This is a genomic window from Enterococcus sp. DIV1083b (genome assembly GCF_051713705.1).
GTDB lineage: Bacteria > Bacillota > Bacilli > Lactobacillales > Enterococcaceae > Enterococcus_D > Enterococcus_D casseliflavus.
The window spans coordinates 3,177,955-3,201,475 of sequence record NZ_JBIOQJ010000001.1; the positions used below are offsets into that span (position 1 = coordinate 3,177,955).

Genomic DNA, 23,521 nt, shown 5'->3' on the forward strand with positions numbered 1-23,521 from the left:
CTACATCATGATTTTCTTTGGATTCAAGCGTAAAATATACAATAGCGGTAAAATCGCTGAGAGTAAGACAGTTCCTAAACCTAACAGCAGATACGTGATGATGTAGCCGGCTGAGAAGGACACTTGATAAGCATTCTTGATATCCATGTAATCAATATTAGCTGCCATCAAACCGCCAGAATAAACACCGCCCATCTCATTTTGATTGCTCATCCAATCGTTTTGCATCAAGGTATTTGAAACGGCACCACCTAATAAGTTCCCGGTCACTAAGGACAATAGCAATGCGGCTAAACTAACCAGCAAGACTTCAATCACGATCTGACCAATGACTTTCCCACGGCTTTCCCCCAAGGAGAGATAGATGCCTAATTCTTGTTTCCGATCTCGTAAGAAAAGCAAGACCACTAAGGAAATGATAAATATGGTTGCGATCGATGCAATGATCACGATGTAATTTGCGATCACTCCTAAACGAGTAAAACCACCGGCGATCTGCTCGTATTGATCCGTATTGGCAACGACGCGGTAATATTGGGGCAATAACGCACCGGCTTCTTGTTTAAAGGCTTCGACGTCATCCGTTGAATTTAGGACAAAGATCGGTTGATAATAGGCGTCTGACTCTTCTTCGATCACTTCTTGACCCCAAAGCTTTTCAGACTGCAATTTGTTAAAATCTTGTACTAAATTATTGCTAGCATAAAAGGTGTTGATTTGATCCATCACTTGCCATATCTGATCACTGTTTTGAGAATTGCTTTGATCTGATGAACTGCCTTGATTGCTTTGATCCTTTTTAACGACAGAAAAGATCCCTGCAATGGTCACGGGATAATCAAAGGTTGCGACACGATTGCCACTTTCAGCTGTTTCGCCCGTCGCATCCTCACTATCGTCACTCACTCCCTCGCTTGAACCACCTTCCATCATCACTTCTGCCCGTGTATCCCACACCAATTGATCACCGACACTCAAGTTATTCAATTCTGCGATCTCTTTACTGATCAATACAGCGTTCGTCAACTCACTGACATCTTTTTCTGTCAATCCCTCGCCTTCCTCCAAGCGAATCAAGCCTTCTTGCATGTCTAATGGCTCAACCAAATTTCCGCCCTTCAAAGAGAAATAGTTGCCACCCATGCCGACCGAGCCATCCTCCGGCGTATAGGCTTTCAATTTTGTTGTTTCTAACCAAGCTTGATTTTGGTAATCAAAATATTTCACATAGCTTAACTGACCGATTTGCTCATAAACATCCAACGCTGGTGGTTTCGGATAAAAATCTTCTTGAGACCGCTCTTCGTCCGAAGCATCTGCATGCTCTTTTTCAAAACCTTCCCAATCCATTTCCACCGTAGCTACGTTCCCCATTTTGCGTTTCGTCTCTCGCTCCACGTTGGCAGTGGATTGTTGAATTGCAACAGCACCAGCGATCACATTGCCTAGAATAAATAGAACTAAAAATAAAATAAATGATTTCCCTTTTCTTCTGGTGATACTCTTTAATGCACGCTGCCAAAAGTTCATTGTTTTTTCCTCCAGTGACATTATTTTTTAACAATTATTCCATACTTCTCTCTCAAGAACAATCGCAATAAAGGATCGTTTTTCGAATTTTAAATATTAAAAAACGAGTACAAACGATATTTCCATTTAAAAACCCCTATAAAAGAACAAGAAAAAGATGTTAAATAACAAATAAAAGAATGGTATTTTTGCTAACAGTTTTGTAAGATTTCCCGATTTCAACTTAAATTTTACTTGAATTCCATCAAAAATGCTTGGTGCTTTCGAGAGTATAAAAAAACGAAGGAATTCTCTCACTCTTTCCCAGAGAGAAAATCCTTCGTTTTGTATCACCTATTTTTCTTTCGTATCGATCACGATCGTCACCGGGCCATCATTGACCAAGGCGACTTGCATATCTGCGCCAAATTTTCCAGTAGCAACAGTGATCCCTTCGGCTTGTAAACCTTCATTAAAGGCTTCGTAAAGCGGGATCGCAATGCTTGGCGGTGCCGCTTGAATGAAGCTGGGGCGATTGCCTTTCTTGGTCTCCCCATAAAGGGTGAACTGTGAAATACTCAAGACGGCACCGTTTATGCTTTCCAGTGACCGATTCATTTTGCCCTCTTCGTCTTCAAAAACCCGCAGATTTTTGATTTTTCTTACGAGATAAGCCACATCGTCGCCTGTATCCTCATGGGTGATCCCCAACAAAACCATGAACCCTTGTTGGATCACACCGACGATATTGTCCTCAATCGACACGCTTGCTTGACTGACTCGCTGGATCACTGCCCGCATTCTTTCTCATCCCTTCGTACGTCTGACACTGTAAACATCTGGAATCTGCTTGATTTTATCAACGATCGATTTCAAATGAGTCAAATTCTGAATCGCCACCGTGATGCGGATCGTTGCCATTTTGTCTTTATTGGTTTTGGCTTCGACACTCACTAAGCGTTTCGTGACACTATTGACAGTCTGCAAGACATCGTTGAGCAACCCAGACCGATCATAGCCGTAGATCTCAAGATCAGCATCGTATTCTTTGTTGATGTCGGTGGCATCTTCCCACTCAACATCGATCAAACGGTTCGCTGCCTCTTTGTTTTGAACATTGGGGCAATCGCTGCGGTGGATCGAGATTCCTCGACCTTTGGTAATGTAGCCGACGATCGAATCTCCAGGGACTGGATTGCAGCAGCGGGAGATGCGGATCAACAAGTTATCGACCCCTTCAATGACAATGCCGCCTTCGTGACGAACCTTCATTTTTTCTGGTTCTTTTTTCGCCGGTTGATTGATCATCTCTTGGACTTGCTGCTTTTGCTTCTCGATTTGTTTCTCGCGCCGTTCTTCTTCGGTCAAACGGTTGGCTAAGGTCGTGGGACTGACTTCCCCATAGCCGACAGAGGCAAACAGGTCATCTTCTGTTTGATAATTGAACCGTTCGCAGGCTTCCGCCATTTTGCTTTTCGTCAAAAATTCTTTTGGCACAAAGCCCATATCTTGCAAGGTACGGACCACTGCCTCATGCCCTTTGATGATGTTTTCATCACGATCTTGGGCTTTAAAAAATCGTTTGATTTTGTTCTTCGCTTTGCTGGTAGCCACTAGTTTGACCCAGTCGCGGCTTGGACCAAAGGAATTTGGTGAGGTCAAGATCTCGATAATGTCACCATTTTTTAGCTTGTAGTCCAATTGGACCATCTTGCCGTTGACCTTGGCGCCGGTGGTTTTGTTACCGATGTCGGTATGGATGCTATAGGCAAAATCCAGTGGACTGGAGCCTTGAGGTAACTCCGTCACATCACCTTTTGGCGTAAAGACATAGACTTTGTCGCTGAAAATATCGCCTTTGACACCTTCCATAAATTCAGAAGCATCATAGCTTTCATCTTGTAGTTCCAAGATTTCTCGGAACCAGCCAACTTGTTGGGTCATCTTGTCGGCTCTGACTTTTTCGGTCTTGCCTTCTTTATAGGCCCAGTGCGCGGCAACCCCAAATTCAGCGATCTCATGCATTTCATGGGTCCGAATTTGGATCTCGACAGGATTACCTTTGGGACCAATGACCGTCGTATGCAGCGATTGGTACATGTTGGCTTTTGGCATCGCGATATAATCCTTGAACCGCCCAGGCATTGGTTTCCATTTTGTATGGATCGTTCCCAAAACCGCATAACAATCTTTGATGGAGTCAACGATCACTCGGATCGCCAACAAATCATAGATTTCATTGAACTGTTTCTTTTGGTCTTTCATCTTGCGATAGATCGAGTAAATATGCTTTGGTCGGCCATAGATCTCAGCATAGATATCTAGTTCCTCGGTGGCGATCCGAATCTCTTCTACGGTTTCAGAAACGTAGGATTCCCGTTCTTCTCGCTTTGTCTGCATCAAATGCACGATTCGGTAATATTGCTGTGGATTCAAATAACGCAAAGAAATATCTTCTAATTCCCATTTGATGCGGCTGATCCCTAAACGATGAGCCAATGGGGCATAGATTTCCATCGTTTCTTGGGCGATGCGGCGTTGTTTGTCTTCCCGCAGATGTTTCAACGTACGCATATTATGTAAACGGTCAGCCAGTTTGACCATGATGACCCGTAAATCTTGCGCCATGGCGATCAACATTTTCCGATGATTTTCTGCTAATTGTTCTTCATGAGATTTGTACTTGATCTTACCCAGCTTGGTCACGCCATCCACTAGCATCGCTACATCGGCACCGAATTCTTCTTTCAGATCGGCTAACGTCACATCGGTATCTTCGACGACATCATGCAAAAAACCAGTTGCAACGGTATGAGGGTCCATCTGCAATTCTGCCAAGATCCCCGCAACTTGGATTGGATGAATAATGTAAGGCTCGCCGGATTTACGGAATTGTTCTTTATGGGCTTCTGTCGCGTAATCTAATGCTTTTTGGACAAAGGCAACATGTTCTTCACTCATATAATGAGCGACCAATTTGATGACATTGGGCCCGGTCAATATAACTTCTTTTGCCATTCATTCCGCCTCCTGCTTTTCTTTTTTGTGCTATCAAAAAGGCAGACAGAAGTCGCTGTTAACGTTTCGTCACGCACCCAAAGCCTTGCGGACAAACGTTCTAAGCATGGGACTCCTGTCTAACCTGCAGTTCTTATTTAGTAGTATTATTATACAAATTTTTCAGCTATTTTTCAATCGCTGTTGTTCAAAGCACATCGGGCGACGGCTGGTCCTTAAGCAATTCTTCAAAAACATGATACGAGAGCCCGATTTTCTCAGCGCCAGCAGCCTGTAGTGATTGCAGCGCTTGTTCATCGACTGTGTCAGGATTGATCTGGATCGACAGTTGACTGCCGCCATCTAAGGAAAACAAGCTCACGTCATGCAATGCTTCTGCTAGTGGTTGTTTTTGCCCTAACACAATCTTTGGCCAAGCTTCTTCTTTCAAGCGTTGTGCTACTTGGATCTTCGTCAATTCATTCATGATCTCGGTTTGCACAGCTAAGCGGATCTCTCCTCCTGTCAAGGTCAAGGAGCGGATCGTTTCAGTCAGCTCCGCAAAGCCACGATCATTTTCCATGAAGGAAGAAGCTGGCAGCCAGACTTCCAAAAAATCGGCGCCTTCCATAAACGCCCGACCAATTTCAAACGCCACCTTTGCCAGTGTTCCTTGGGCAAGGGGGTAATCGATCACTGCGCCGATTTGTAGGGAAGAGCCTTGTGCCAAGATTTTCGCTCGCCGAATGGCACTAGGCAAAACGACGACTTCCTTTAAGGTCGTCTTATATTGATTGATAAAATCCTTCAAGACCCAGTCGGTCAGATCGGCCGTCAACAAACGGACACTGATTGCTTCTTGGTTCTTATTCATCAACTCACATCCTCTTTAATTCCGTTAGCACACTGACAGCACTTAAAAAATAAAACGGGGCTGTTTCTGTTCGTAAAATTCGAGGGCCTAACCCGCATAATTTGGCATTGTTTTGCTGGGCTTCTTCGATTTCGGAGGGGGTCAGACCGCCTTCTGGACCAAAGATCGCTAAAACTTTGCTGCCAACAGGCAATGCGGTGATCACTTGCAGCAGCATCGCCGCTTCTCCTTGCTTGGCTGATTCTTCATAAGCCACTAGGACCGCATCATACTGACTGAGGCTTTGCCAAAATGCTTTGGCGTTATCCAGCAGCGTGATGGCTGGTACGATCTGCCGTTGGGACTGCTCCGCCGCTTCTTGGGCGATTTTTTGCAGCCGTTGCTGCTTTTTCTGTAATTTCTTTTGATCCCATTTCACGACCGAAGTTTGTGCAGGAAAACCGATAAAGGCTGCCGCCCCCAGCTCCGTTCCTTTTTGAACGATCAATTCCAGCTTGTCGCCTTTCGGGTAGCCGCTAGCGATCGTGACCTGCAGCGGCAATTCCTTGTCCTGCTGTTCTTTTTCGACTTCCTCTAAGTACACCGTTTCTTCATCGGCTTCTTTGATCTTGGCAATGATCGCCAAATGATCCTCAAACACTAAACCGACTTTTGCCCCGGGAGTCATGCGCATCACTCGGATCATATGGTGGAAGGGTTCACCTGAAACGGCAAACACCGCTTTTGCTTCATAAGGCTCCTGTAAAAAATATCGTTGCATCTTACTCTACCTCTGGTTTTTTAAAGGCGATCGCATACCAGTCTTTTTGATTGAACAATTGATCGATCTCAAAGCCTTGTGCGATCATGGCATCGATCACTAATTGTTTTTTCGTCTCAATGATCCCAGAAACGATCAAGGTCCCTTCTTGCTTCAATAGACGCCACGCATCAGGGATCATCAATAGAATGATGTCCGCTAAAATATTGGCAACGATAAGATCAGCAGGGACCGTCACTCCTTGCAAGAGATCATTGGCCTGCACGGTCACATCGTGAGCAATAGGGTTCATCGCCATATTTTCTTGGGCGGACCTCACAGCGACTTCATCTAGATCATAAGCGAACACGTCTTTGGCACCTAAATATTTACTGGCGATACTCAACACGCCTGAGCCCGTCCCGACATCTAAGACGGTTTCACCGCCTCGCAAGTAGACTTCTAGGGCTTGTAATGTCAAGCGTGTCGTAGGATGCGTGCCGGTTCCAAAAGCCATCCCCGGATCAAGGGTGATGATCTTTTCATCTTCTTGCAGCGGTTGATAGTTTTCCCAGCTCGGCACGATCGTCAGATAGCGGGAGATACGGACTGGATGGTAATATTTTTTCCAGGCCGTCGCCCATGCTTCTTCCACGACCTCGCTCGTTGTGATGGTGTTTTTGCCGATCGCCAAACCATATTCTGGCAGACGGTCGATGGCTGCTTTGATCGTCGGCAGCACTTCTGGTAAAAAGATCGTCTCTGGGAAATAGGCACTGACTTGGGCGCCTTCTTCTAAGGTCGTATAGGTTTCTTTATCCAAAATTTCGCCATACGCATCGCTTTTAAAATTTTCGATATCTAAAACGTCCTCGATCGCTACCCCACTTGCTCCGTGTTCCATTAAAATATTGGCGACTGCTTCCACTGCTTCGCTAGCTGTCGCTACGGTTACTTCATTCCATTTCATGTTCGTTCTCCTTACTTAGTAACTAGGGTACGGGATCATAGTTTCCCCAGCTCCCGCTTGATAGTTCGTCATTTTCTCCACAAATTCTTCTTCGTTGAATCGCAATTCAAAGATCGCTTCTTCACTGTCATCGTTCAAGAAATCAAGCAGATCGCTTTGGCCTTCTTCTAAAATTTCTTGAATGTAATCAACCAATCCGTCTAACAAGGCTTTTTGGATCCCTTTTTTCCCTGCATAAGGGATCGTCGCTAAATAATCTTCTTCATCAAACGTTGATTTTTGTGGATCATACAGCAAAATCCCATCTTCAAATTCAATGATCGCTTCTTCTGATGCCACACCTTGTGCATCGTCGATCTGCACGTGGTGAGGATTTTCAGCAAACAAGCGCAGCACCAATTCGATCGTATGATTTTTGGCATCCCAATCGATCGCCACATCATAGTCGGTGATTTTTTTCGTTAATCGCTGATCTAAGTAAGTCAATATCGTTTCTTTCGCCATCACTATTCCTTCTTTCTTAACACCATCCATGGTCTTGCTGAACAGCGGTTTTTCGTATATTTGTCAAATACGGATTGCCAGCCACCGCAAAACGAAGCGGCATCTGGGTCCATTCCCCTTTATTTGGGATACCGATCCGAGGCAATGCCAAAATTTCTTTTGGGGTACGTCGGCGCTCAGGAACCAAATGCAGTGGGCTTGTAAAAATCGATTCTCCATAAAGCTCAGCGGGAATCTGCAGTGCCTGTACCAGTTTCCCGGGGCCGTTGGCTACATCCGGTCCTGTTTTTTGTCGTTGTTGTTCCATCAAGGCGATCCCATCCACCGGTTCTAGCCCGCGAATCATGATTCCTTGCGGGATGCCTTTTGGCTGCGTAATAAAGTTGACGATTCGATGCGTATGCATCGTATATAAATAAATCGTACCTGGTTCCTGATACATCGCCCGAACCCTTGGTGTGTTTCGCATGCCCACACTATGAGCCGCCAAATCATCGGGACCTAGATACGCTTCACAATCCACGATATACCCACCTACTGTTCCTTCTGGGGTCTCATGTTCCAAATACATTCCTAATAAGGCACGTGCGATGGTCGTTGTCGGCTGTGTCGCAAAAAGTGCCATTAATTCATCCATTCTCATCACCCTCTTTATTCTACACAATTCTCGGCGAACTTACTATCTTTGACTACAGAGTTACGACGATCTCAACGATTTCTTTTCAACGAACCTGATTTTTGCTGACTGAGTGGAAAATAAGCGCCCTGTTGTTTCTGTAAAGACGCAAATCAGCTTGTTTATGAGAATATACGTTCTTATGTTATACTTACAGGAAAAGGAGAGGATCGTTTTATGCAGCAGCCACTTGCTTATCGAATGCGGCCACGGAACTTAGATGAAGTCGTCGGACAGCAGCATTTGGTTGGCCCGGGGAAAATCATTCGCCGAATGGTCGAAGCCAAAATGCTTTCTTCGATGATCCTATACGGACCGCCGGGAACCGGAAAAACCAGCATTGCCAGTGCGATCGCCGGCTCGACACGCTATGCGTTTCGCATGCTGAACGCCGCCACGGATACAAAAAAAGACCTGCAGATCGTGGCAGAGGAAGCCAAAATGAGCGGTACTGTCATTTTATTGCTTGATGAAGTCCATCGACTAGACAAGACAAAACAAGACTTTTTACTGCCCCATTTAGAAAGCGGCAAGATCATTATGATCGGTGCCACGACGGAAAATCCCTATATTACGATCAATCCAGCGATTCGCAGTCGGACACAGATTTTTGAAGTCAAACCGCTCCAAGAAGAAGACATTTTGACCGCCATTGATCAAGCCTTAGCAGATGAAACTCGCGGACTTGGATCAGAAACCATCGTATTGACCGATGATGCCCGCTTGCATCTCTCGCGAGCGACCAACGGTGATTTACGAAGTGCGCTAAACGGCTTAGAGCTCGCTGCTCGTTCCACCCCAAAAGGACCAGACGGTATTATTCATTTGACCTTAACGATCATCGAAGAGTGCGTCCAGCGTAAAGCATTGACCCACGATAAAGATGGGGATGCGCACTATGATGTGATCTCTGCTTTTCAAAAATCGATTCGCGGCAGCGATGTGGATGGTGCGCTGCATTACTTAGGTCGTTTAGTAGAGGCAGGCGATCTGGCAATCATTTGTCGGCGCTTGATGGTCATCGGCTATGAAGACATTGGTTTAGCTAACCCAGCAGCCGCTGCTCGAACCGTCAATGCTGTGTTAGCCGCTGAACGTTTGGGCTTGCCAGAAGCTCGGATTCCGTTAGCCGATACAGTGGTCGATCTATGTCTGTCACCAAAATCCAACTCTGCCTACATGGCATTGGATGCAGCGATCGCAGATATTCGCAGCGGTAAAGCTGGCGATGTCCCGGATCATTTACGAGACAGTCATTACAAGGGTGCCCAAAGCTTGAATCGGGGTGTCGGCTATCAATACCCACATAATTTTGATGATGCCTGGGTCGATCAGCAATACTTACCTGATAAGCTGAAAAATACTCATTATTACCAACCAAAAGCCACCGGGAAATATGAGCAAGCATTAGGTCAACGGTACCAGCAGTTGCAGCAGCGAAAGAAAAAAAACTAGGTGCTTAGAAAAAATAGTGACTTTTTGGTATCGTTTTCAAACAACTTTATTGCACCTTCGTCATTCCTATGCTACTATAAGGGTGGGAATTCTGTGATGTACGAGTTGTCCCTTTTGTGTGTTGACCGAACATTTTTATTGATATCTTGGGATCCGTCTTGTGTCAATGCTGGTAACATGCCTTTTCCTTTGGTAGTTCGAAGCTTAGACCGTGGAACCCACCTGCTAGAATTTGCGGGATCAATACTATGGGAAAAAGAACGGCATCAACGGATATTACCCATTCTTTTTAGAATGTGCCATCTGTTTTTAACAGATGGCTTTTTTGCGTTCTCTAACTGATAGCAACAGTGAAACGTCCTTGCCTGACATCAGAGTAAGGGTGGCTTTTGCTATTCTTTCTAGGGTTCGCTATACTAAACCTATCAACTTAGGACAGGATGGCGTATGTTTATGATTCTTCTATTATTTACGATCGTGGCACTCGTATTATTCGGCACCAGTTATTTGCTTTATGCCAAACAAGCGATTTTTTTCACTTTGATCCCTACCACCGAGGCGAATAAGGTCTTCTTAAAAACCTATAGTCTCATTCATTTCCTTTTAGGCGTGGTGGCATTGGTTGTAGGCTTTGTCGATAAGGAGCTGATTGCCTTGTTTTATTTGGCTTTATTGCTGCTCTCTTCCGCATCTTTCAGCATCTTGCTGGCACAAAAAATGAAAAAAAAGGAAGATTAGGTTTTCTTTTTCCAGAAAAAAGCATTACAATAAAAGTAGAAGATAACAGATGGGAGTGTTTCTTATGTTACAACAATATCAACGAATCATGGTAGCCGTCGATGGGTCTAGCGAGTCAGAATTAGCCTTCAAAAAAGCCGTGAACGTGGCACAGCGGAATGATTCTGAATTGGTTTTAGCACATGTGATCGACACTCGTGCCTTTCAAACCGTTTCTTCTTTTGACGGCATGCTTGCTGAACAAGCAACCGAAATGGCCAAACAAACCTTGAAAGACTATGAGGATTATGCCCGCAAGCATCAAGTAACTGCGGTCAAAACTGTGATCGAATACGGCTCGCCAAAACCGATCATTGCCAAACAATTGCCCGAAGATCACGACATCGATTTGATTATGATCGGTGCCACTGGTTTAAATGCCGTGGAACGAATCTTTATCGGTTCCGTTTCTGAATATGTCATTCGCCATGCCGGCTGTGATGTGTTAGTTGTACGGACAGACCTAGAAAACAAAGTCCCAGCAAAAGACCACACGAAAGCTTAATAGTGAGACGACCTGCCGCTGCTTGGCAGGTTTTTTTGTACAAAAAAAACCGTGACAAAAGCAAAAGAGGCAACGAGCGCTCAGGTCTCATTGGTCTTTTTGACTTTGGTCACAGCTCTTTGACAAGTCGGTTATCCAAACTTGTACAGCAAAAAATGAAAGCAAAGTAATAGGTACTCCTATCTAACCATGTTTCCGCTTGATTGTAAATAGTTTTTCTGAATTTTCTGAATAAATAGTTAATTTACCCATCCTTAAATAAAAAAAGCAAAGCGTCGCTTCCCTTAGGAAAAACGACGCCAAAATCTATGGTGATAATGGGCTATCCAAAGGACGCTGGTCAAGAGGATCACAAAGAAAACCGGACCATTCAATAACCAAAAATCAACCGAAGTCGCAGCAAAGCCGTAAAGGATGATAACAATGATGGAAAGAAACAGCGTTGCGATCGTTCCAATGGCTAACCCAAGACTACCCGCCCCTCTCGTAAACAATTGACTGATGTTGGTCCAATCCAAAAGCAGCAGCCGATAATCACGAGCAAAATATTTCAAGCACAAAAGAAAACTGCTCCAAAGTGCCCCGATTAGAAAAGAGACAGCCAAAATCAGCGGCATTTTGAACAAAAGGACTGCTGCCAGCACGATGACTGCCGTTAAGCTCAGCTGCAAAACGACACCAAAGCGGAATTTTTCCCGCAAGTAGCGCTTCATCGATAGCGGCAAGGAGCGGACAAACAAGAAATTCTCCTGATCCAGTGAGATCAAATTACTGATAAAAGAAGTCGGGTTGACCATCAATGCTGCCAAGGCGATCCCAGCCACAAAAACGACACCGATAAACCGCTCATCCAATTCACTTAACTGAATCGCTCCTGTAAACACAAAGGACACTAAGAAAATGATGGGCATCAGCAACGAAGAAGAAAAGACTTGCATGATCAAATTCGGATCTCGGATCAACTGCGAATTGTAATTAAACAACAGCTGGCCCAAGCCTTGATTGGGTTTATGCTTCCGACGAACACTCCCTTGGTTGGGCGCCGCGGCTGCCACTTGCTCATAAAACTTCGGCAAGATCAACCGATAGAGGGCAAAAAGCAACACGCCTGCTGTGACGATGATCCCTAGCAAACTAAGCAAACCAGTCGTTTGAAACGGTGCCACCATCACATAATAAAAGGGCAATAAAAAGCTGATCGCTCCCCGATCTACCACGTCTGTCTCATAAGTATTCACCTGATTCATCATTAAGACCCCGATCACAACAACTAGCATCGTCACGCCTAGCAATAAACTAGTGACCAATTTTTTATGCTTCAAGAAAAACTTGGTGCGGGTCAGGCTGAAGACGATCAAGCTGCAAATGCTGAAGATCAAGACTAAAAACAAGCCGAACAGCAAGAACGCCCATAAGATCGTCAACAAGAAAAAGACGTTTGCCCGAATCCCTGTCAGGAGAAATAAGACCAACAGAGGAAAAATAAACGGCGCAACGGTGAGAAACACCACCACGATCTTTGCCAGAAAAATTTCACTCTGTCGAAAAGGCAGCGGCAAATACGCTGGCAGATCTTGACTCTCGAAAAAGACATTGTAAATGGACGAAATCCCTTGGGAAAAGCCTAAGATCCCGAACAAAGCGACATAATAGGTAAAAAAGCCTGGCATCTGACTAAAATCCAATGTAATCATCGTCAACCCATAGACTAGCAGAAATACTACCCCAGAAAACGCATATTGAAACAACAAATAACTGGTCAAAGTCGAACCAGCCTTGCCTTTTTTGCGGGCTTTATCTGTCAGTTGGGGATTGGCATACCGCAAATTAACGGAGGTCAGAGTCAGAAATTGTTGTTTTCGCATCTACGCTTCCTCCGCTTCTGCAAGAATCGCTTCTTCTTGACTTCTCCCAGTCATTTGCAGATAGATCGTTTCCAAAGAAAGCGACGGATGCTGTGCCAGCAAATCTGCCACTGAGCCATTGTACAGCAGCTCACCTTTTTTCAAAATCGCCAATTGATCGCACAACTGCTGGGCGGTGTCCAAGACGTGGGTGGAAAAAATCACGGTCTTGCCCTTGGCAGCGTGCTGTTTCATCATTTCTTTTAAATCATACGCCGCTTGGGGATCTAAGCCTTGTAATGGTTCATCCAAGATCCAAATGTCTGGATCGGGGATCAATGCCCCAATCAGCAGCGTTTTTTGCCGCATTCCATGGGAAAAGCTGGCGATGGTCTCTTCTTCATGAGACAGCATATCAAACAAGCGCCCTAATTTTTGCAAACGCTCGGCCTTTTCCGCTGCTGGCACCTCATACGCGGCGGCAATCAAGTCCCAATACTCCCCTGCCGTTAGCTGTAAAAACAAATCTGGCGTGTCCGGCACATAAGCAATTTGTTTTTTTATCGCTTCGCGATGTTCCACGAGGGATTGGCCATCAAAATAGATTTCCCCACTCGTCGGTTGCAAAATACTCACTAAGCTTTTGATCGTGGTCGACTTCCCTGCTCCGTTGTGTCCCAGAAAGCCAAAGATCTCCCCTTGACGGATCGTCAGGGAAAGATCAGACAACGCTTTTTTTGGTCCATACTGTTTCGTCAGATTCTTGATCTCAATCATTTTCCTGCCTCCTTATTCCATACCTATTGTTATCTTACGCTGAAAAGCAGGAAATGAAAAATGTTTATTGCCATTTTTAACAAATCAATTGACAGGAGCTGCAAAAACAAAGATAATAAGAGCACTTTAGGGGAGTAGCACATGGATCGTTCCATGATCTTAGATCAACAGCAAGCGGGAATCCGCTGGTTTAAGATGTTTCTTGCAAGACCTAAGTGGCAAGGGGCCGCTTAGGTCTTTTTGCAGTTTAAAATGGAGGGAAAACAGTCAATGAGTTCAAGTAAAATGAAAAAAGTGACCGCCGGCGGACTTTTAGTCGCCATGGGGGTGGTCTACGGTGATATCGGTACGAGCCCGCTTTACGTAATGAAAGCCCTGGTGGAGGACAATGGCGGACTACGCACCTTAACACCCGATTTTATCTTAGGCAGCGTCTCGCTCGTCTTTTGGACGCTAACGCTGTTAACGACGATCAAGTACGTCTTGATCGCATTAAACGCGGATAATCATGGAGAAGGCGGGATTTTCTCCCTTTATACTCTAGTTCGTAAAAACAGCCGCTATTTGATTATTCCAGCAATCATCGGGGGCGCAGCCCTGCTAGCAGATGGCGTGTTGACGCCAGCCGTGACGGTGACCACTGCCATCGAAGGATTACGGGGGATTCCAGTCTTTTTTGATCGCTTCGGCAATGACCAATCGATCATCGTCGGCATCACCTTAGCAATCTTATTGGTCCTCTTTGCCCTGCAGCGCTTTGGGACTGAGTTTGTCGGCAAAGCCTTCGGACCGATCATGCTAGGCTGGTTCACTTTCTTAGGCATCGTCGGTGTGATGAACTTTGCTGGTGACCTTTCGGTGATTCGCGCCCTTGATCCCCGTTATGCGATCAATTTGCTCTTTAGTCCCGATAACAGTGCCGGTCTCTTTATTCTCGGCAATATCTTTTTGGCAACGACTGGTGCGGAAGCCCTCTACTCAGACTTAGGTCACGTGGGCAAGAAAAACATTTATGCCAGCTGGCCCTATATCAAAATCTGCTTGATGCTAAATTACTTTGGTCAAGCGGCGTGGTTGCTGCAAGTCTATCAAAACCCGACTTATCAAGAAATCGAAAACTTGAATCCATTCTTCCAAGCGTTGCCGCAAGGGTGGACAGTCTTTGGTGTCAGCTTTGCCACCCTCGCTGCCATCATAGCTTCGCAAGCCCTGCTGTCTGGCTCCTTTACCCTGGTTTCTGAAGCCATCAAGTTGAAACTATTGCCGCGGATGCAAATCATCTATCCGGGGGCGTCTATCGGGCAAATGTATATTCCTGCCTTGAACACCTTGCTGTGGATCGCCTGTTCTGGCGTGGTCTTGTTCTTCCAGACCTCTACTCGGATGGAAGCTGCTTATGGATTGGCCATTACGGTAACGATGTTGATGACCACTATTTTGCTGTATTTCTACTTGCATCAAAACAAGAAGACCCGTTTCTTGGCACCGTTCATCACGCTCTTTTTTGCAGCGATCGAGGGGATTTTCTTTATCTCCAGTGCGACCAAATTTTTCCATGGCGGTTACGTTGCCATCTTGTTAGCCAGCGTGATCATCGGCGTGATGCTGATTTGGGAATGGGGCAATCGTATTCAAGAAAATGCTGCCGAAGAAGTTGCACTTTCTACCTACATCCCTCAATTGAAACAGTTGCGGGAAGATGATTCTTTGCCGTTATCTCAGACGAACGTCGTCTTCATGGTTCCTAAGCTGCAAGACGATCAGATCGGTCAGCAGTTCATCTATTCCATTTTAGACAAACGGCCAAAACGTGCCAAAGTGTATTGGTTCGTCAATGTGGAAGTCACCGATGAACCCTATACGAAAAAATATGAAGTTTCGATGGCAGATACCGATTTTATCGTTAAACTAAAGCTTTATCTCGGCTTTCGGGTGCCGCAAGAAGTCAATCTCTACATTCGCCAAATCATTCAAGAATTAATGAAAGATGGTCGCTTGCCGCTGCAGCCGCAACGCTATTCTTTAACGCCTGGACGCAATGTGGGCGATTTCCAATTCGTGATGATCGAAGAAGAGCTGTCGAATGCAACTGCATTAAGCAAATGGCAGAAGCAAGTCATGCAGACGAAGCTTTTTATCAAACGCCATACCATTTCACCTGAACGCTGGTTCGGCTTAGAATACAGCGATGTGGTTCATGAGACCGTTCCATTAGTCATCGGACAGATGAAAGAAAGCTCTCTGACAGAATTACGCATCGAGGAACGCTAAGACACCGCCAGTACTGGTTGAACTTTCTGATACTTTCAGGTACACTGAAAAGACAAAGACACAAAGGAGGGGAAACTACCATGATGCGCATGACTAAAATAACAAGTAATGAAAATTACCAACGATACCATATCGCATTTAGCCATGCAATTGGTTTTACAATTGCTGTTGACGGGACGAGTCTGTCCAAAACAGTGAAATTTACGTAAAATCAATGGCCATCTCAAGGTATTTTTCTCAAGAGAATCTGAGTTTAAATAACACTGGCCATGGATATCCATGGCCTTTTTGAGTGGTCTCAAGGAGAGAGATCATGATCATACAAGCAATTGCTATTAAAAAAACCATCGGCGGGAATCCGTTATTTGAGGAGTTATCCTGCCAAATCGAAGCTGGGGGAAAAATTGCCCTAGTCGGCATCAACGGAACGGGCAAATCAACCTTTTTACAAATCTTGACTGGCAGTGAAGGCGTCGATAGCGGCGTTATCAGCCGCCAAAAAGGCTTGAGGATCGGGACGGTCGAGCAAGAGCTGACAGTTTCTGAAGCAACCGTTACCCACTACCTGCTCCATTCTGCTGCTACCATTCAAGAACTCAAGCAGCAAATGAGCCATTACGAAGCCTTGATGGCAGAACCCGATACTGATTTAGAGAAGTGTCTGATCCGTTATGGCGAGCTGCAGCAGCGCTTTGAAGAGCTGGGCGGCTATGGATTGGAAGACCGAATTTCCGCGATCTTACAAGGCTTAGGAATTCCCCATCGACAGGACGCACGCTTAACAGAGCTTAGCGGCGGTGAACGGGTCAAAGTCGCTTTAGCTAAAGTGTTAGTTGCCGATGCTGACCTGCTGTTACTGGATGAACCAACCAATCACTTGGATCTTTCCAGTATCCGCTGGTTAGAAAATTATTTACAGAACACGAAAAAAGCGGTTCTAGTCGTTTCGCACGATCGGCACTTTCTCGATCAAGTCACCACCAAGACCTGGGAACTGGAAGAAGGCGCCTTGGTTGAGTATCCTGGAAATTACAGCCGATTTCGTGTCTTAAAAGAAGCTCGCTTGGCGGAGCTGACCAAAAATTACGAACTGCAGCAAAAAGAAGTCCAGCGGCTGAAAGTCATGATTCGTCGGTTTCGTCAGTGGGGCCATGAAGGAGACAATGAATCCTTCTTCAAAAAAGCCAAAGAATTGGAACGCCGCCTAGCGAAACTTACACTGGTCAAACCGCCAGCGCCCCCGAAAAATCGGCTGCAAGGCTTGGCAAATGGCGGAAAATCAGGCAAAGAGGTGTTCATCGTTCGCGACTTGCACCAGCAATATGCCGATCAGCTCCTATTCAAAGACAGTAGTTTTGCAATCTACCGTGGGGAGCATCTAGCCATCATCGGCGACAATGGTACTGGAAAATCAACCTTACTCAAATTACTTCTCGGTGAGGAGCTTCCTAGCGGCGGCACTATCAAGCGCGGCAGCAGCTTACAAATCGGCTATTTGCCCCAACAGCTGCAGTTTGCCGATCCTGAGAGTCGCTTGTTGGCCTACGTACAGACGTTGACAGGAAACGAAGAGGCTGCTCGTCGGCAATTGGCCAAAAGTGGGTTTTATCAAAGTGATGTGGCCAAACGAATCAAAGATTTATCTGGTGGTGAAAAAATCCGTTTGGCGTTACTGAAACTCTTTTTAGAAAAAATCAAGGTCCTGATTTTGGATGAACCAACCAATCATCTCGACAGCTATGCCCGAGAAGAAATTGAAGAAATGCTGCAAGATTATCAAGGGACCCTGTTGGCGGTCAGCCATGACCGCTACTTTTTACAGCAGCACTTCCAAGAAGCTCTGGTCATTGCACAGCAGCAGATCACGCGCCAGTCCCTGAGCCCCTTGATTGACTAAGAGATTGATTCGCAACAAAAAAACTTGATTTTCCTACCGTATGCATGGGTTGTTCAATCCATGCATAGGCGGAAAATCAAGTTTTTATTTTTTGATCAATGAATGTTGCCGATCAAGTTGCGGATCGGTTTTCTAGCTAAATACAAGATGATGCCGACAACAACGGCTACTCCGCCGACGATGCCATAGTACATCCCTTCTGTTTGCGGTGTGTAGAACCGAGCGATTTGCGCATTGATGGCTTGTGAAGAAGCGTCTGCTAATAACCAAATCGCCAAGGTTTGTGCTTCGAAGGCTTTCGGCGCAAGTTTAGTCGTCACCGACAAGCCCACCGGTGAAAGACACATTTCCCCTGCAATCATGATGAAGAAGCTCAATACCAACCATAATGGGCTGACCCGTTCTTCTACTCCAAACAAGAGGCTTGGCAGCATTAGCAATAGAAAGGACAAACCGGCTAAGACTAAACCGATGGCAAACTTCACTTCTGTCCGTGGCTGACGAGAGCCTAGTTTGGTCCACAACCAGACAAAGACAGGTGTCAGTAAGACGACAAAAAGTGGATTTAAGGTTTGATACAAACTTGCTGGAATATTGATGCCGAATAACGTTGATTGCGTACGGTCAGCGGCAAACAATGCCAAGATCGATGAGCCTTGTTCTTCCAATGACCAAAAGACGATCGCTGACAAAAACAGCGGAATGTAGGCCAACACTTTTTTCTTTTCATCTGGTGTGACATCTTTCGAACGGAGCATTTTGGTAAAGTAGTAGATCGGTAAGAAAATACCTAGAACACTGATAAAGTTGATGAAGAAATCCACCGTCAGATGGCCAGTTGCAGCTGCTGCGCCAAACAACACTGCCAATGCGAGAAGAACCAGAACGACTGCTCGGAAGAAGGTTTTCTTTTCGGCTGCCGATAAGGGATTCGTTGGCGCGATCGCTACACTTTTCAACGTGGTTTTTCCTTGCACATAATACTGCACCAACCCGATGAACATCCCGATAGCAGCAATCGAAAAGCCTAAGTGGTAGTTGACCTCTTGTCCTAAGATCCCGACGATGATCGGTGCTAACAAGCCGCCAATATTGATCCCCATGTAGAAAATCGAGAAACCAGCATCCCGACGGATGTCGTCTTTGCTGTATAAATGCCCCACCATACCCGACACGTTGGATTTCAAGAGTCCGGTTCCGATGACGATCAGCATCATGGACACAAACAACGCTGGAATCCCTAAAGGTGTTGCCAAAACGATATGTCCTAACATGATCAAGATCCCACCATAAAAGACGGATTTATTTGATCCTAACAGACGGTCCGAGATCCAACCGCCAACAATACTTGACATATACACTAAGGAACCGTAAATCGACATGATCGCCACAGCCGTTCCTTTTGGCAACCCTAAGCCGCCGTTGGCAACTGCATCGTACATGAAGTACACCAAAATCGCCCGCATACCATAATAACTGAATCGTTCCCACATTTCCGTGAAGAATAACGTCGACAGCCCTCGCGGCTGACCTAAGAATGTTTTTTCTTTTTCCATATGTAATGGCCCCTTATAAAAATTAATGAAAATAAAATAGCGGAATTTTTCTGAAAATTCACAAATGCCAGTTTATTCCCATTTGGCAACTTTTACAAGGGTATTTCCCTGAGAACATCTTGTAAAAAAGGAGGGAAATTTAAATTCAAATGAAAGCAAAATGAGAAGCACTCCACCTAGGTGCAGTATGAGCCAATTTTCATATGTATAATTATTAAATTTTCTGTTTAAAAAATTAGAAAATGGTCTTCACCAATTTTTCTCTCTAGCCCCATTTTGCGGACTTTCCTACAAAAAAAGGTTCTACAATATTTAGTGTTGGTGGAAAATCTACGGATTTTCTACTGACACTTTTTTTGTAAAAAAAGATAGAAAAAGAGATAGCCTAACTGGTAGAATTTAGTCGACTAAAACAAAACCACACCAAGAAAGGATATCTCCATGGATCATTGTACTAGAAACTTGTTAGGTTTAACAGATGAAAATTTATTCTTCGAAGAAGAATGGTTAGAGACTATAGAAGAAGAGGGGTTTCGCACCAATCTTATCCATGCCAAACTTAGCTATATACCAAGCCATTGCCGTAAATGTGGTATCAAAAATGAAGGACAAATCATCAAGAATGGCTCACATAAAACAAAAGTCCAACTTTTGCCTTATCGAGACATCAAAACAGAATTACGCTTGGTACGTACGCGCTTTTACTGTAAAGAATGTCAGTCGACATTCAACGCTCAGACCAATTTGGTGGATGAAAACTGCTATCTTTCAAAGGAATTAAAGGTTCAAATTGCCTTGGAACTGGCGAAGAATACAACAAGAAAAGAAATTGCCGATCGCTATTTTGTCTCTGACGTAACCGTTCTGCGTGTCCTACACACCTGTTTAAAAACGTATCATCCTCGTTTTGATACATTACCTTCGGTCCTTTGTTTTGACGAGTTCAAATCGATGAAGTCCTGCAGTGGAAAAATGAGTTTTGTCTTTATGAATGGGCAGACCCAGCAATTAATCGGTGTATTGGAGAATCGTCGCCTGGCTTTCTTAAAACCATATTTCCTTAAATTCACTCGAAAAGCACGAGCGAACGTGAAATACGTCGTGATGGATATGAATGCCCCTTATTTTGAACTTGTAAAGGCGGTCTTCCCAAACGCCAAAATCGTGACCGATCGCTTTCACATTGTCCAACAAATCACTCGTGCGTTAAATCAGTTGCGAATTAAAACAATGAATAGCTTTCAAAAAACGGAACCGACAAAGTATCGACGATTGAAGCGATTCTGGAAATTACTCCTTAAGCATGCCTATGATCTGGATAGTTCCAATTATCAATATGATCGATCCTTTCGTAGACCAATGACGCAAAAAGCGATCGTCGATGAACTTTTGAGTTATGACGAGCAATTAACAAGGGCTTACGAGACCTGTCAGCTCCTCCTCTATCACCTTAAACACAAGGACAGCCAAAGCTTTTTCGATACGATCAACAGCTTAGATCAACGCCTCCCACAATGGTTTTGTAAGAAGCTGACGTTTTTAAATAAATACAAATTAGGGATTCAATATGCTTTAAAAACCAGGTATAGTAATGGTGCATTAGAAGGAACAAACAACAAGATAAAAGTGATAAAACGAGTAGCCTACGGCTATCGAAATTTCCATAACTTTCGAGCAAGAATTTATCTCATTCAAGGATTGATCTTCCAAGTAAAACAAAAACCAGTTAAGCACTCTGCCTAACTGGTTATGACTAAATTTTCAGTTGTATCTTTCTCTACCAACACTAAATGTCGAAGAGCCCAAAAAAACACATGCAAGCATTTCTCTTGCATGTGTTTCAGCTTCTATTCTTAGGAAGGTTCTCGCTTAGCCGCGTAAACGTTCCACATCGCGAGCGATCATTAATTCTTCATCTGTTGGGATCAAAAGTACTTTGACTTTTGACTCTTCAGTTGAGATCACTAATTCTTCGCCGCGTTTTGCATTTTGATCGGCATCTAATTCGCAACCAAACCAAGTCATGCCTTTGATAACTTCGCTGCGGACGTGGGCATCATTTTCACCGATACCAGCAGTAAAGACGATCGCATCAACACCGTTCATGGTTGTGACATAGCCACCGATGTATTTACGGATGCGGTCAGTAAAGACGTCATAAGCAACTTTGACTTCTTCTTTGTCGTAGTTTGCTTCTAGATCACGCATGTCGCTGGAAATACCAGTTAAACCTAATAAACCAGATTTTTTGTTTAAAACATCCACCATTTCATCGATATTCAAATCTAATTTTTCCATTAAGTAAGGCAAAACAGCAGGATCGATGTCACCTGAACGTGTGCCCATCGTTACACCAGCTAATGGCGTAAAGCCCATTGATGTATCTACTGACTTTCCGCCGTCAACTGCAGTGATCGACGCACCGTTCCCTAGATGGCAAGTGATGATTTTTAATTCTTCGATTGGTTTGCCTAACATTTCTGCCGTACGCTCAGAAACATAACGGTGGCTTGTACCGTGGAAGCCGTATTTACGTACTTTAAACTCGTTATAGTACTCTAATGGCAAGCTGTATAGGTAATTGTGTTTTGGCATCGTTGCATGGAAAGAAGTATCAAAAACAGCGACACTGATGATTTCAGGCAAGATTTTTTTGAAAGCAGTGATCCCCATCAAGTTTGCTGGGTTGTGTAATGGCGCAAATTCAGCCAATGCTTGGATGCGTTCCATCACTTCGTCTGTGATCACAACTGAATCAGGGAAGTCTTCTCCACCGTGAACGACGCGGTGACCGACGCCAGTGATTTCATCATAGGCACCTAAAATGTTTAATTCGATCAGTTGATCCAATAACATTTTTACAGCTACTTCGTGATCGTTGATGTCGATGATTTGTTCGAATTTTTGATCTTCCCCATATTTGATAGTAAAGATAGAATCTTTCAAACCGATTCGTTCAACGATTCCTTTAGCGACAACTGTTTCCTCTGGCATTTGATATAATTGCCATTTTAAACTTGAACTTCCAGCATTGATTGCGATTGTTTTTGACATGATGATCTCCTTATCCGAATTATATTACAGATTTGCTGCTTTCCAAGCCGCAAATTGTTCAAAAAGTTTTGTGATGTTCTTTGGTTCTTTCAGTGAGGCTAGCTTGACCAGCAAGACTTCGTCTGCTTGTTTGCTTGTCCCTCCATGGTTTTGTAAAAGCAAAATACTTTTACGTGAATGTTCATTTTTAAAGAGTTCTTCAGGAAGCTGAATCATTCCTTGCAAATAAACCTTTTCTTTCAGCCATTTTTTCAAAAATTCACTCTGTTCCGTTTCCAAAAAGTTGCTTGGTACTAAGAACAAACCGTAACCGCCAGCTTTGACATAGTTCATCGCTTGTTCCATCAACAAATGATGGGCGTAACTGTGCCCTTCTGGAGCCGCCGTAATGAAGCTGCGGGCTTTGTCATCTTGTGGGTAATAGCCCACCGGTAGATCGCTGATCGCCAGATCCATCGGTTCGATCAAAAGCTCTTGCAAGCCATCTTGATGGAACAAATGCAAGGGCGCTTTGGTCCATTCGCCAGTCGCAGCTGCGATCGCCAACAAGGTTTCGTCAATATCCACACCGGTTCCTTCTACTGGACGCTTCGCTAATTGCAGATTCAGCAAGACTGTCAATAAGAGATTCCCCATGCCTACCGATAAATCAAGAAGTTTCACTGGTTGGTCGGCACTACTCAACTGCTCGATCAAATAGACGAATAAAAACCCAAGACTATCTGGTGTCAGTTGGTGATTGGCCTGCAGGCGCTCCGTTTGGCTGCCTTTCAACAAAACCAACTGCGCAAGCTTGCGTTTTTCTTCTGCCGATAGTTCCATTGCTCGAATTTCTTGATAGATGGTTTCTAAACGAGCAGCAGTTGCTTCATCTGGTACCCCATCGATCACGCGAACTTGGTATTGATCAACAAAATTTTCGATCGTCTCTACGTAAGCATCAAAAAAAGACGTTTCCAATGCGTTTTGAAGCAGTTGGATCGCTTCAACGGTCAAATGAAAAGACGTTTCCATTTTTTCTGCGGACATCTTGCACCTCTTTTCAAAACTATAACAACATATATACCTGTTTAATTTTAGCCGATTCATCCAAAATAATCAATCGCTTTCGTTTAG

General features: G+C 44.5%; 20 protein-coding genes and 1 other RNA gene. 8 read left to right on the forward strand and 13 right to left on the reverse strand.

The features are described 5' to 3' along the window. From IGI69_RS14935 to IGI69_RS14970, 8 genes are all read right to left on the reverse strand, one after another. Positions 1-1,551: an FtsX-like permease family protein gene (locus tag IGI69_RS14935; RefSeq protein ID WP_438741331.1), complete on the reverse strand. Its 1,551-nt coding sequence runs from the start codon at positions 1,549-1,551 to the stop codon at positions 1-3. 312 nt (positions 1,552-1,863) lie between these two features. Beyond that, positions 1,864-2,310: a D-aminoacyl-tRNA deacylase gene (gene dtd, locus IGI69_RS14940; RefSeq protein WP_270266757.1), complete on the reverse strand. Its 447-nt coding sequence runs from the start codon at positions 2,308-2,310 to the stop codon at positions 1,864-1,866. A 6-nt stretch (positions 2,311-2,316) separates the two neighbouring features. After that, a complete protein-coding gene (locus tag IGI69_RS14945) occupies positions 2,317-4,527 on the reverse strand; it encodes a RelA/SpoT family protein (protein WP_005233463.1) in 2,211 nt (736 codons plus the stop codon). Positions 4,528-4,714: 187 nt separating this feature from the next. Next, positions 4,715-5,380 carry a hypothetical protein gene (locus tag IGI69_RS14950; protein ID WP_005227769.1) on the reverse strand — a complete coding sequence of 222 codons (666 nt, stop codon included), beginning with the start codon at positions 5,378-5,380 and terminating at the stop codon, positions 4,715-4,717. Positions 5,381-5,384: 4 nt separating this feature from the next. Beyond that, positions 5,385-6,140, reverse strand: a complete 756-nt coding sequence (locus IGI69_RS14955) for a 16S rRNA (uracil(1498)-N(3))-methyltransferase (protein ID WP_005227767.1) — start codon at positions 6,138-6,140, stop codon at positions 5,385-5,387. 1 nt (position 6,141) lies between these two features. Continuing rightward, the gene (gene prmA, locus IGI69_RS14960) at positions 6,142-7,089 is read right to left on the reverse strand and encodes a 50S ribosomal protein L11 methyltransferase (RefSeq protein ID WP_010749037.1); all 948 of its coding nucleotides are present in this window, start codon (positions 7,087-7,089) and stop codon (positions 6,142-6,144) included. 15 nt (positions 7,090-7,104) lie between these two features. Beyond that, on the reverse strand, positions 7,105-7,593 hold the full coding sequence (locus IGI69_RS14965) for a DUF3013 family protein (RefSeq protein ID WP_005227763.1): 489 nt from the start codon (positions 7,591-7,593) through the stop codon (positions 7,105-7,107). 16 nt (positions 7,594-7,609) lie between these two features. Further along, complete coding sequence (locus IGI69_RS14970; protein WP_010749036.1) at positions 7,610-8,230, reverse strand: DNA-3-methyladenine glycosylase; 621 nt, start codon at positions 8,228-8,230, stop codon at positions 7,610-7,612. Positions 8,231-8,446: 216 nt separating this feature from the next. Here IGI69_RS14970 and IGI69_RS14975 point away from each other — a divergent pair, with 216 nt between their 5' ends. From IGI69_RS14975 to IGI69_RS14990, 4 genes are all read left to right on the forward strand, one after another. Then, complete coding sequence (locus IGI69_RS14975; RefSeq protein ID WP_270266754.1) at positions 8,447-9,724, forward strand: replication-associated recombination protein A; 1,278 nt, start codon at positions 8,447-8,449, stop codon at positions 9,722-9,724. An 85-nt stretch (positions 9,725-9,809) separates the two neighbouring features. Further along, a non-coding RNA gene (gene ssrS / locus IGI69_RS14980) (6S RNA) lies at positions 9,810-10,004 on the forward strand. 167 nt (positions 10,005-10,171) lie between these two features. Further along, entirely contained in the window at positions 10,172-10,462 is a 291-nt protein-coding gene (locus IGI69_RS14985; protein WP_005227757.1) for a hypothetical protein, read from the forward strand. A 64-nt stretch (positions 10,463-10,526) separates the two neighbouring features. Then, complete coding sequence (locus IGI69_RS14990) at positions 10,527-11,006, forward strand: universal stress protein (RefSeq protein ID WP_010749033.1); 480 nt, start codon at positions 10,527-10,529, stop codon at positions 11,004-11,006. A 284-nt stretch (positions 11,007-11,290) separates the two neighbouring features. Here the strand turns inward: IGI69_RS14990 and IGI69_RS14995 are convergent, their stop codons facing one another. Both IGI69_RS14995 and IGI69_RS15000 read right to left on the reverse strand, forming a co-directional pair. Beyond that, positions 11,291-12,871 carry a hypothetical protein gene (locus IGI69_RS14995; RefSeq protein WP_060792567.1) on the reverse strand — a complete coding sequence of 527 codons (1,581 nt, stop codon included), beginning with the start codon at positions 12,869-12,871 and terminating at the stop codon, positions 11,291-11,293. Beyond that, the gene (locus IGI69_RS15000; RefSeq protein WP_005227750.1) at positions 12,872-13,627 is read right to left on the reverse strand and encodes an ABC transporter ATP-binding protein; all 756 of its coding nucleotides are present in this window, start codon (positions 13,625-13,627) and stop codon (positions 12,872-12,874) included. Positions 13,628-13,897: 270 nt separating this feature from the next. Between IGI69_RS15000 and IGI69_RS15005 the strand changes: the two genes are divergently transcribed. The 3 genes from IGI69_RS15005 to abc-f all read left to right on the forward strand — a co-directional run bounded on the left by IGI69_RS15005 (position 13,898) and on the right by abc-f (position 17,795). After that, complete coding sequence (locus IGI69_RS15005; protein WP_005227748.1) at positions 13,898-15,898, forward strand: KUP/HAK/KT family potassium transporter; 2,001 nt, start codon at positions 13,898-13,900, stop codon at positions 15,896-15,898. Positions 15,899-15,978: 80 nt separating this feature from the next. Then, positions 15,979-16,107: a hypothetical protein gene (locus IGI69_RS15010; protein ID WP_270266753.1), complete on the forward strand. Its 129-nt coding sequence runs from the start codon at positions 15,979-15,981 to the stop codon at positions 16,105-16,107. A 104-nt stretch (positions 16,108-16,211) separates the two neighbouring features. Then, positions 16,212-17,795, forward strand: coding sequence for a ribosomal protection-like ABC-F family protein (abc-f, locus tag IGI69_RS15015; protein WP_438741335.1), 1,584 nt, complete (start codon positions 16,212-16,214; stop codon positions 17,793-17,795). Between the two features lie 95 nt (positions 17,796-17,890). Here abc-f and IGI69_RS15020 read toward each other — a convergent pair whose 3' ends face one another. Continuing rightward, positions 17,891-19,351 (reverse strand): peptide MFS transporter, encoded by a 1,461-nt coding sequence (locus IGI69_RS15020; RefSeq protein WP_005227746.1) that lies wholly within the window; start codon positions 19,349-19,351, stop codon positions 17,891-17,893. Positions 19,352-19,792: 441 nt separating this feature from the next. Between IGI69_RS15020 and IGI69_RS15025 the strand changes: the two genes are divergently transcribed. Beyond that, positions 19,793-21,094: an ISL3 family transposase gene (locus IGI69_RS15025; RefSeq protein ID WP_438740869.1), complete on the forward strand. Its 1,302-nt coding sequence runs from the start codon at positions 19,793-19,795 to the stop codon at positions 21,092-21,094. A gap of 126 nt (positions 21,095-21,220) precedes the next feature. Here the strand turns inward: IGI69_RS15025 and IGI69_RS15030 are convergent, their stop codons facing one another. Together IGI69_RS15030 and IGI69_RS15035 are read right to left on the reverse strand one after the other, a co-directional pair. Next, positions 21,221-22,405: an acetate/propionate family kinase gene (locus tag IGI69_RS15030; RefSeq protein ID WP_201690425.1), complete on the reverse strand. Its 1,185-nt coding sequence runs from the start codon at positions 22,403-22,405 to the stop codon at positions 21,221-21,223. 24 nt (positions 22,406-22,429) lie between these two features. After that, positions 22,430-23,434 carry a class I SAM-dependent methyltransferase gene (locus IGI69_RS15035; protein WP_008382040.1) on the reverse strand — a complete coding sequence of 335 codons (1,005 nt, stop codon included), beginning with the start codon at positions 23,432-23,434 and terminating at the stop codon, positions 22,430-22,432. Positions 23,435-23,521: the final 87 nt, after the last annotated feature.

What these genes read in the sequence shown, in the direction of transcription:
- IGI69_RS14935 (WP_438741331.1), bottom strand. Translation starts at nt 1,551, where the DNA reads ATGTCACTGGAGGAAAAAACAATGAACTTTTGGCAGCGTGCATTAAAG.
- dtd (WP_270266757.1), bottom strand. Translation starts at nt 2,310, where the DNA reads ATGCGGGCAGTGATCCAGCGAGTCAGTCAAGCAAGCGTGTCGATTGAG.
- IGI69_RS14945 (WP_005233463.1), bottom strand. Translation starts at nt 4,527, where the DNA reads ATGGCAAAAGAAGTTATATTGACCGGGCCCAATGTCATCAAATTGGTC.
- IGI69_RS14950 (WP_005227769.1), bottom strand. Translation starts at nt 5,380, where the DNA reads ATGAATAAGAACCAAGAAGCAATCAGTGTCCGTTTGTTGACGGCCGAT.
- IGI69_RS14955 (WP_005227767.1), bottom strand. Translation starts at nt 6,140, where the DNA reads ATGCAACGATATTTTTTACAGGAGCCTTATGAAGCAAAAGCGGTGTTT.
- prmA (WP_010749037.1), bottom strand. Translation starts at nt 7,089, where the DNA reads ATGAAATGGAATGAAGTAACCGTAGCGACAGCTAGCGAAGCAGTGGAA.
- IGI69_RS14965 (WP_005227763.1), bottom strand. Translation starts at nt 7,593, where the DNA reads ATGGCGAAAGAAACGATATTGACTTACTTAGATCAGCGATTAACGAAA.
- IGI69_RS14970 (WP_010749036.1), bottom strand. Translation starts at nt 8,230, where the DNA reads ATGGATGAATTAATGGCACTTTTTGCGACACAGCCGACAACGACCATC.
- IGI69_RS14975 (WP_270266754.1), top strand. Translation starts at nt 8,447, where the DNA reads ATGCAGCAGCCACTTGCTTATCGAATGCGGCCACGGAACTTAGATGAA.
- IGI69_RS14985 (WP_005227757.1), top strand. Translation starts at nt 10,172, where the DNA reads ATGTTTATGATTCTTCTATTATTTACGATCGTGGCACTCGTATTATTC.
- IGI69_RS14990 (WP_010749033.1), top strand. Translation starts at nt 10,527, where the DNA reads ATGTTACAACAATATCAACGAATCATGGTAGCCGTCGATGGGTCTAGC.
- IGI69_RS14995 (WP_060792567.1), bottom strand. Translation starts at nt 12,871, where the DNA reads ATGCGAAAACAACAATTTCTGACTCTGACCTCCGTTAATTTGCGGTAT.
- IGI69_RS15000 (WP_005227750.1), bottom strand. Translation starts at nt 13,627, where the DNA reads ATGATTGAGATCAAGAATCTGACGAAACAGTATGGACCAAAAAAAGCG.
- IGI69_RS15005 (WP_005227748.1), top strand. Translation starts at nt 13,898, where the DNA reads ATGAGTTCAAGTAAAATGAAAAAAGTGACCGCCGGCGGACTTTTAGTC.
- IGI69_RS15010 (WP_270266753.1), top strand. Translation starts at nt 15,979, where the DNA reads ATGATGCGCATGACTAAAATAACAAGTAATGAAAATTACCAACGATAC.
- abc-f (WP_438741335.1), top strand. Translation starts at nt 16,212, where the DNA reads ATGATCATACAAGCAATTGCTATTAAAAAAACCATCGGCGGGAATCCG.
- IGI69_RS15020 (WP_005227746.1), bottom strand. Translation starts at nt 19,351, where the DNA reads ATGGAAAAAGAAAAAACATTCTTAGGTCAGCCGCGAGGGCTGTCGACG.
- IGI69_RS15025 (WP_438740869.1), top strand. Translation starts at nt 19,793, where the DNA reads ATGGATCATTGTACTAGAAACTTGTTAGGTTTAACAGATGAAAATTTA.
- IGI69_RS15030 (WP_201690425.1), bottom strand. Translation starts at nt 22,405, where the DNA reads ATGTCAAAAACAATCGCAATCAATGCTGGAAGTTCAAGTTTAAAATGG.
- IGI69_RS15035 (WP_008382040.1), bottom strand. Translation starts at nt 23,434, where the DNA reads ATGTCCGCAGAAAAAATGGAAACGTCTTTTCATTTGACCGTTGAAGCG.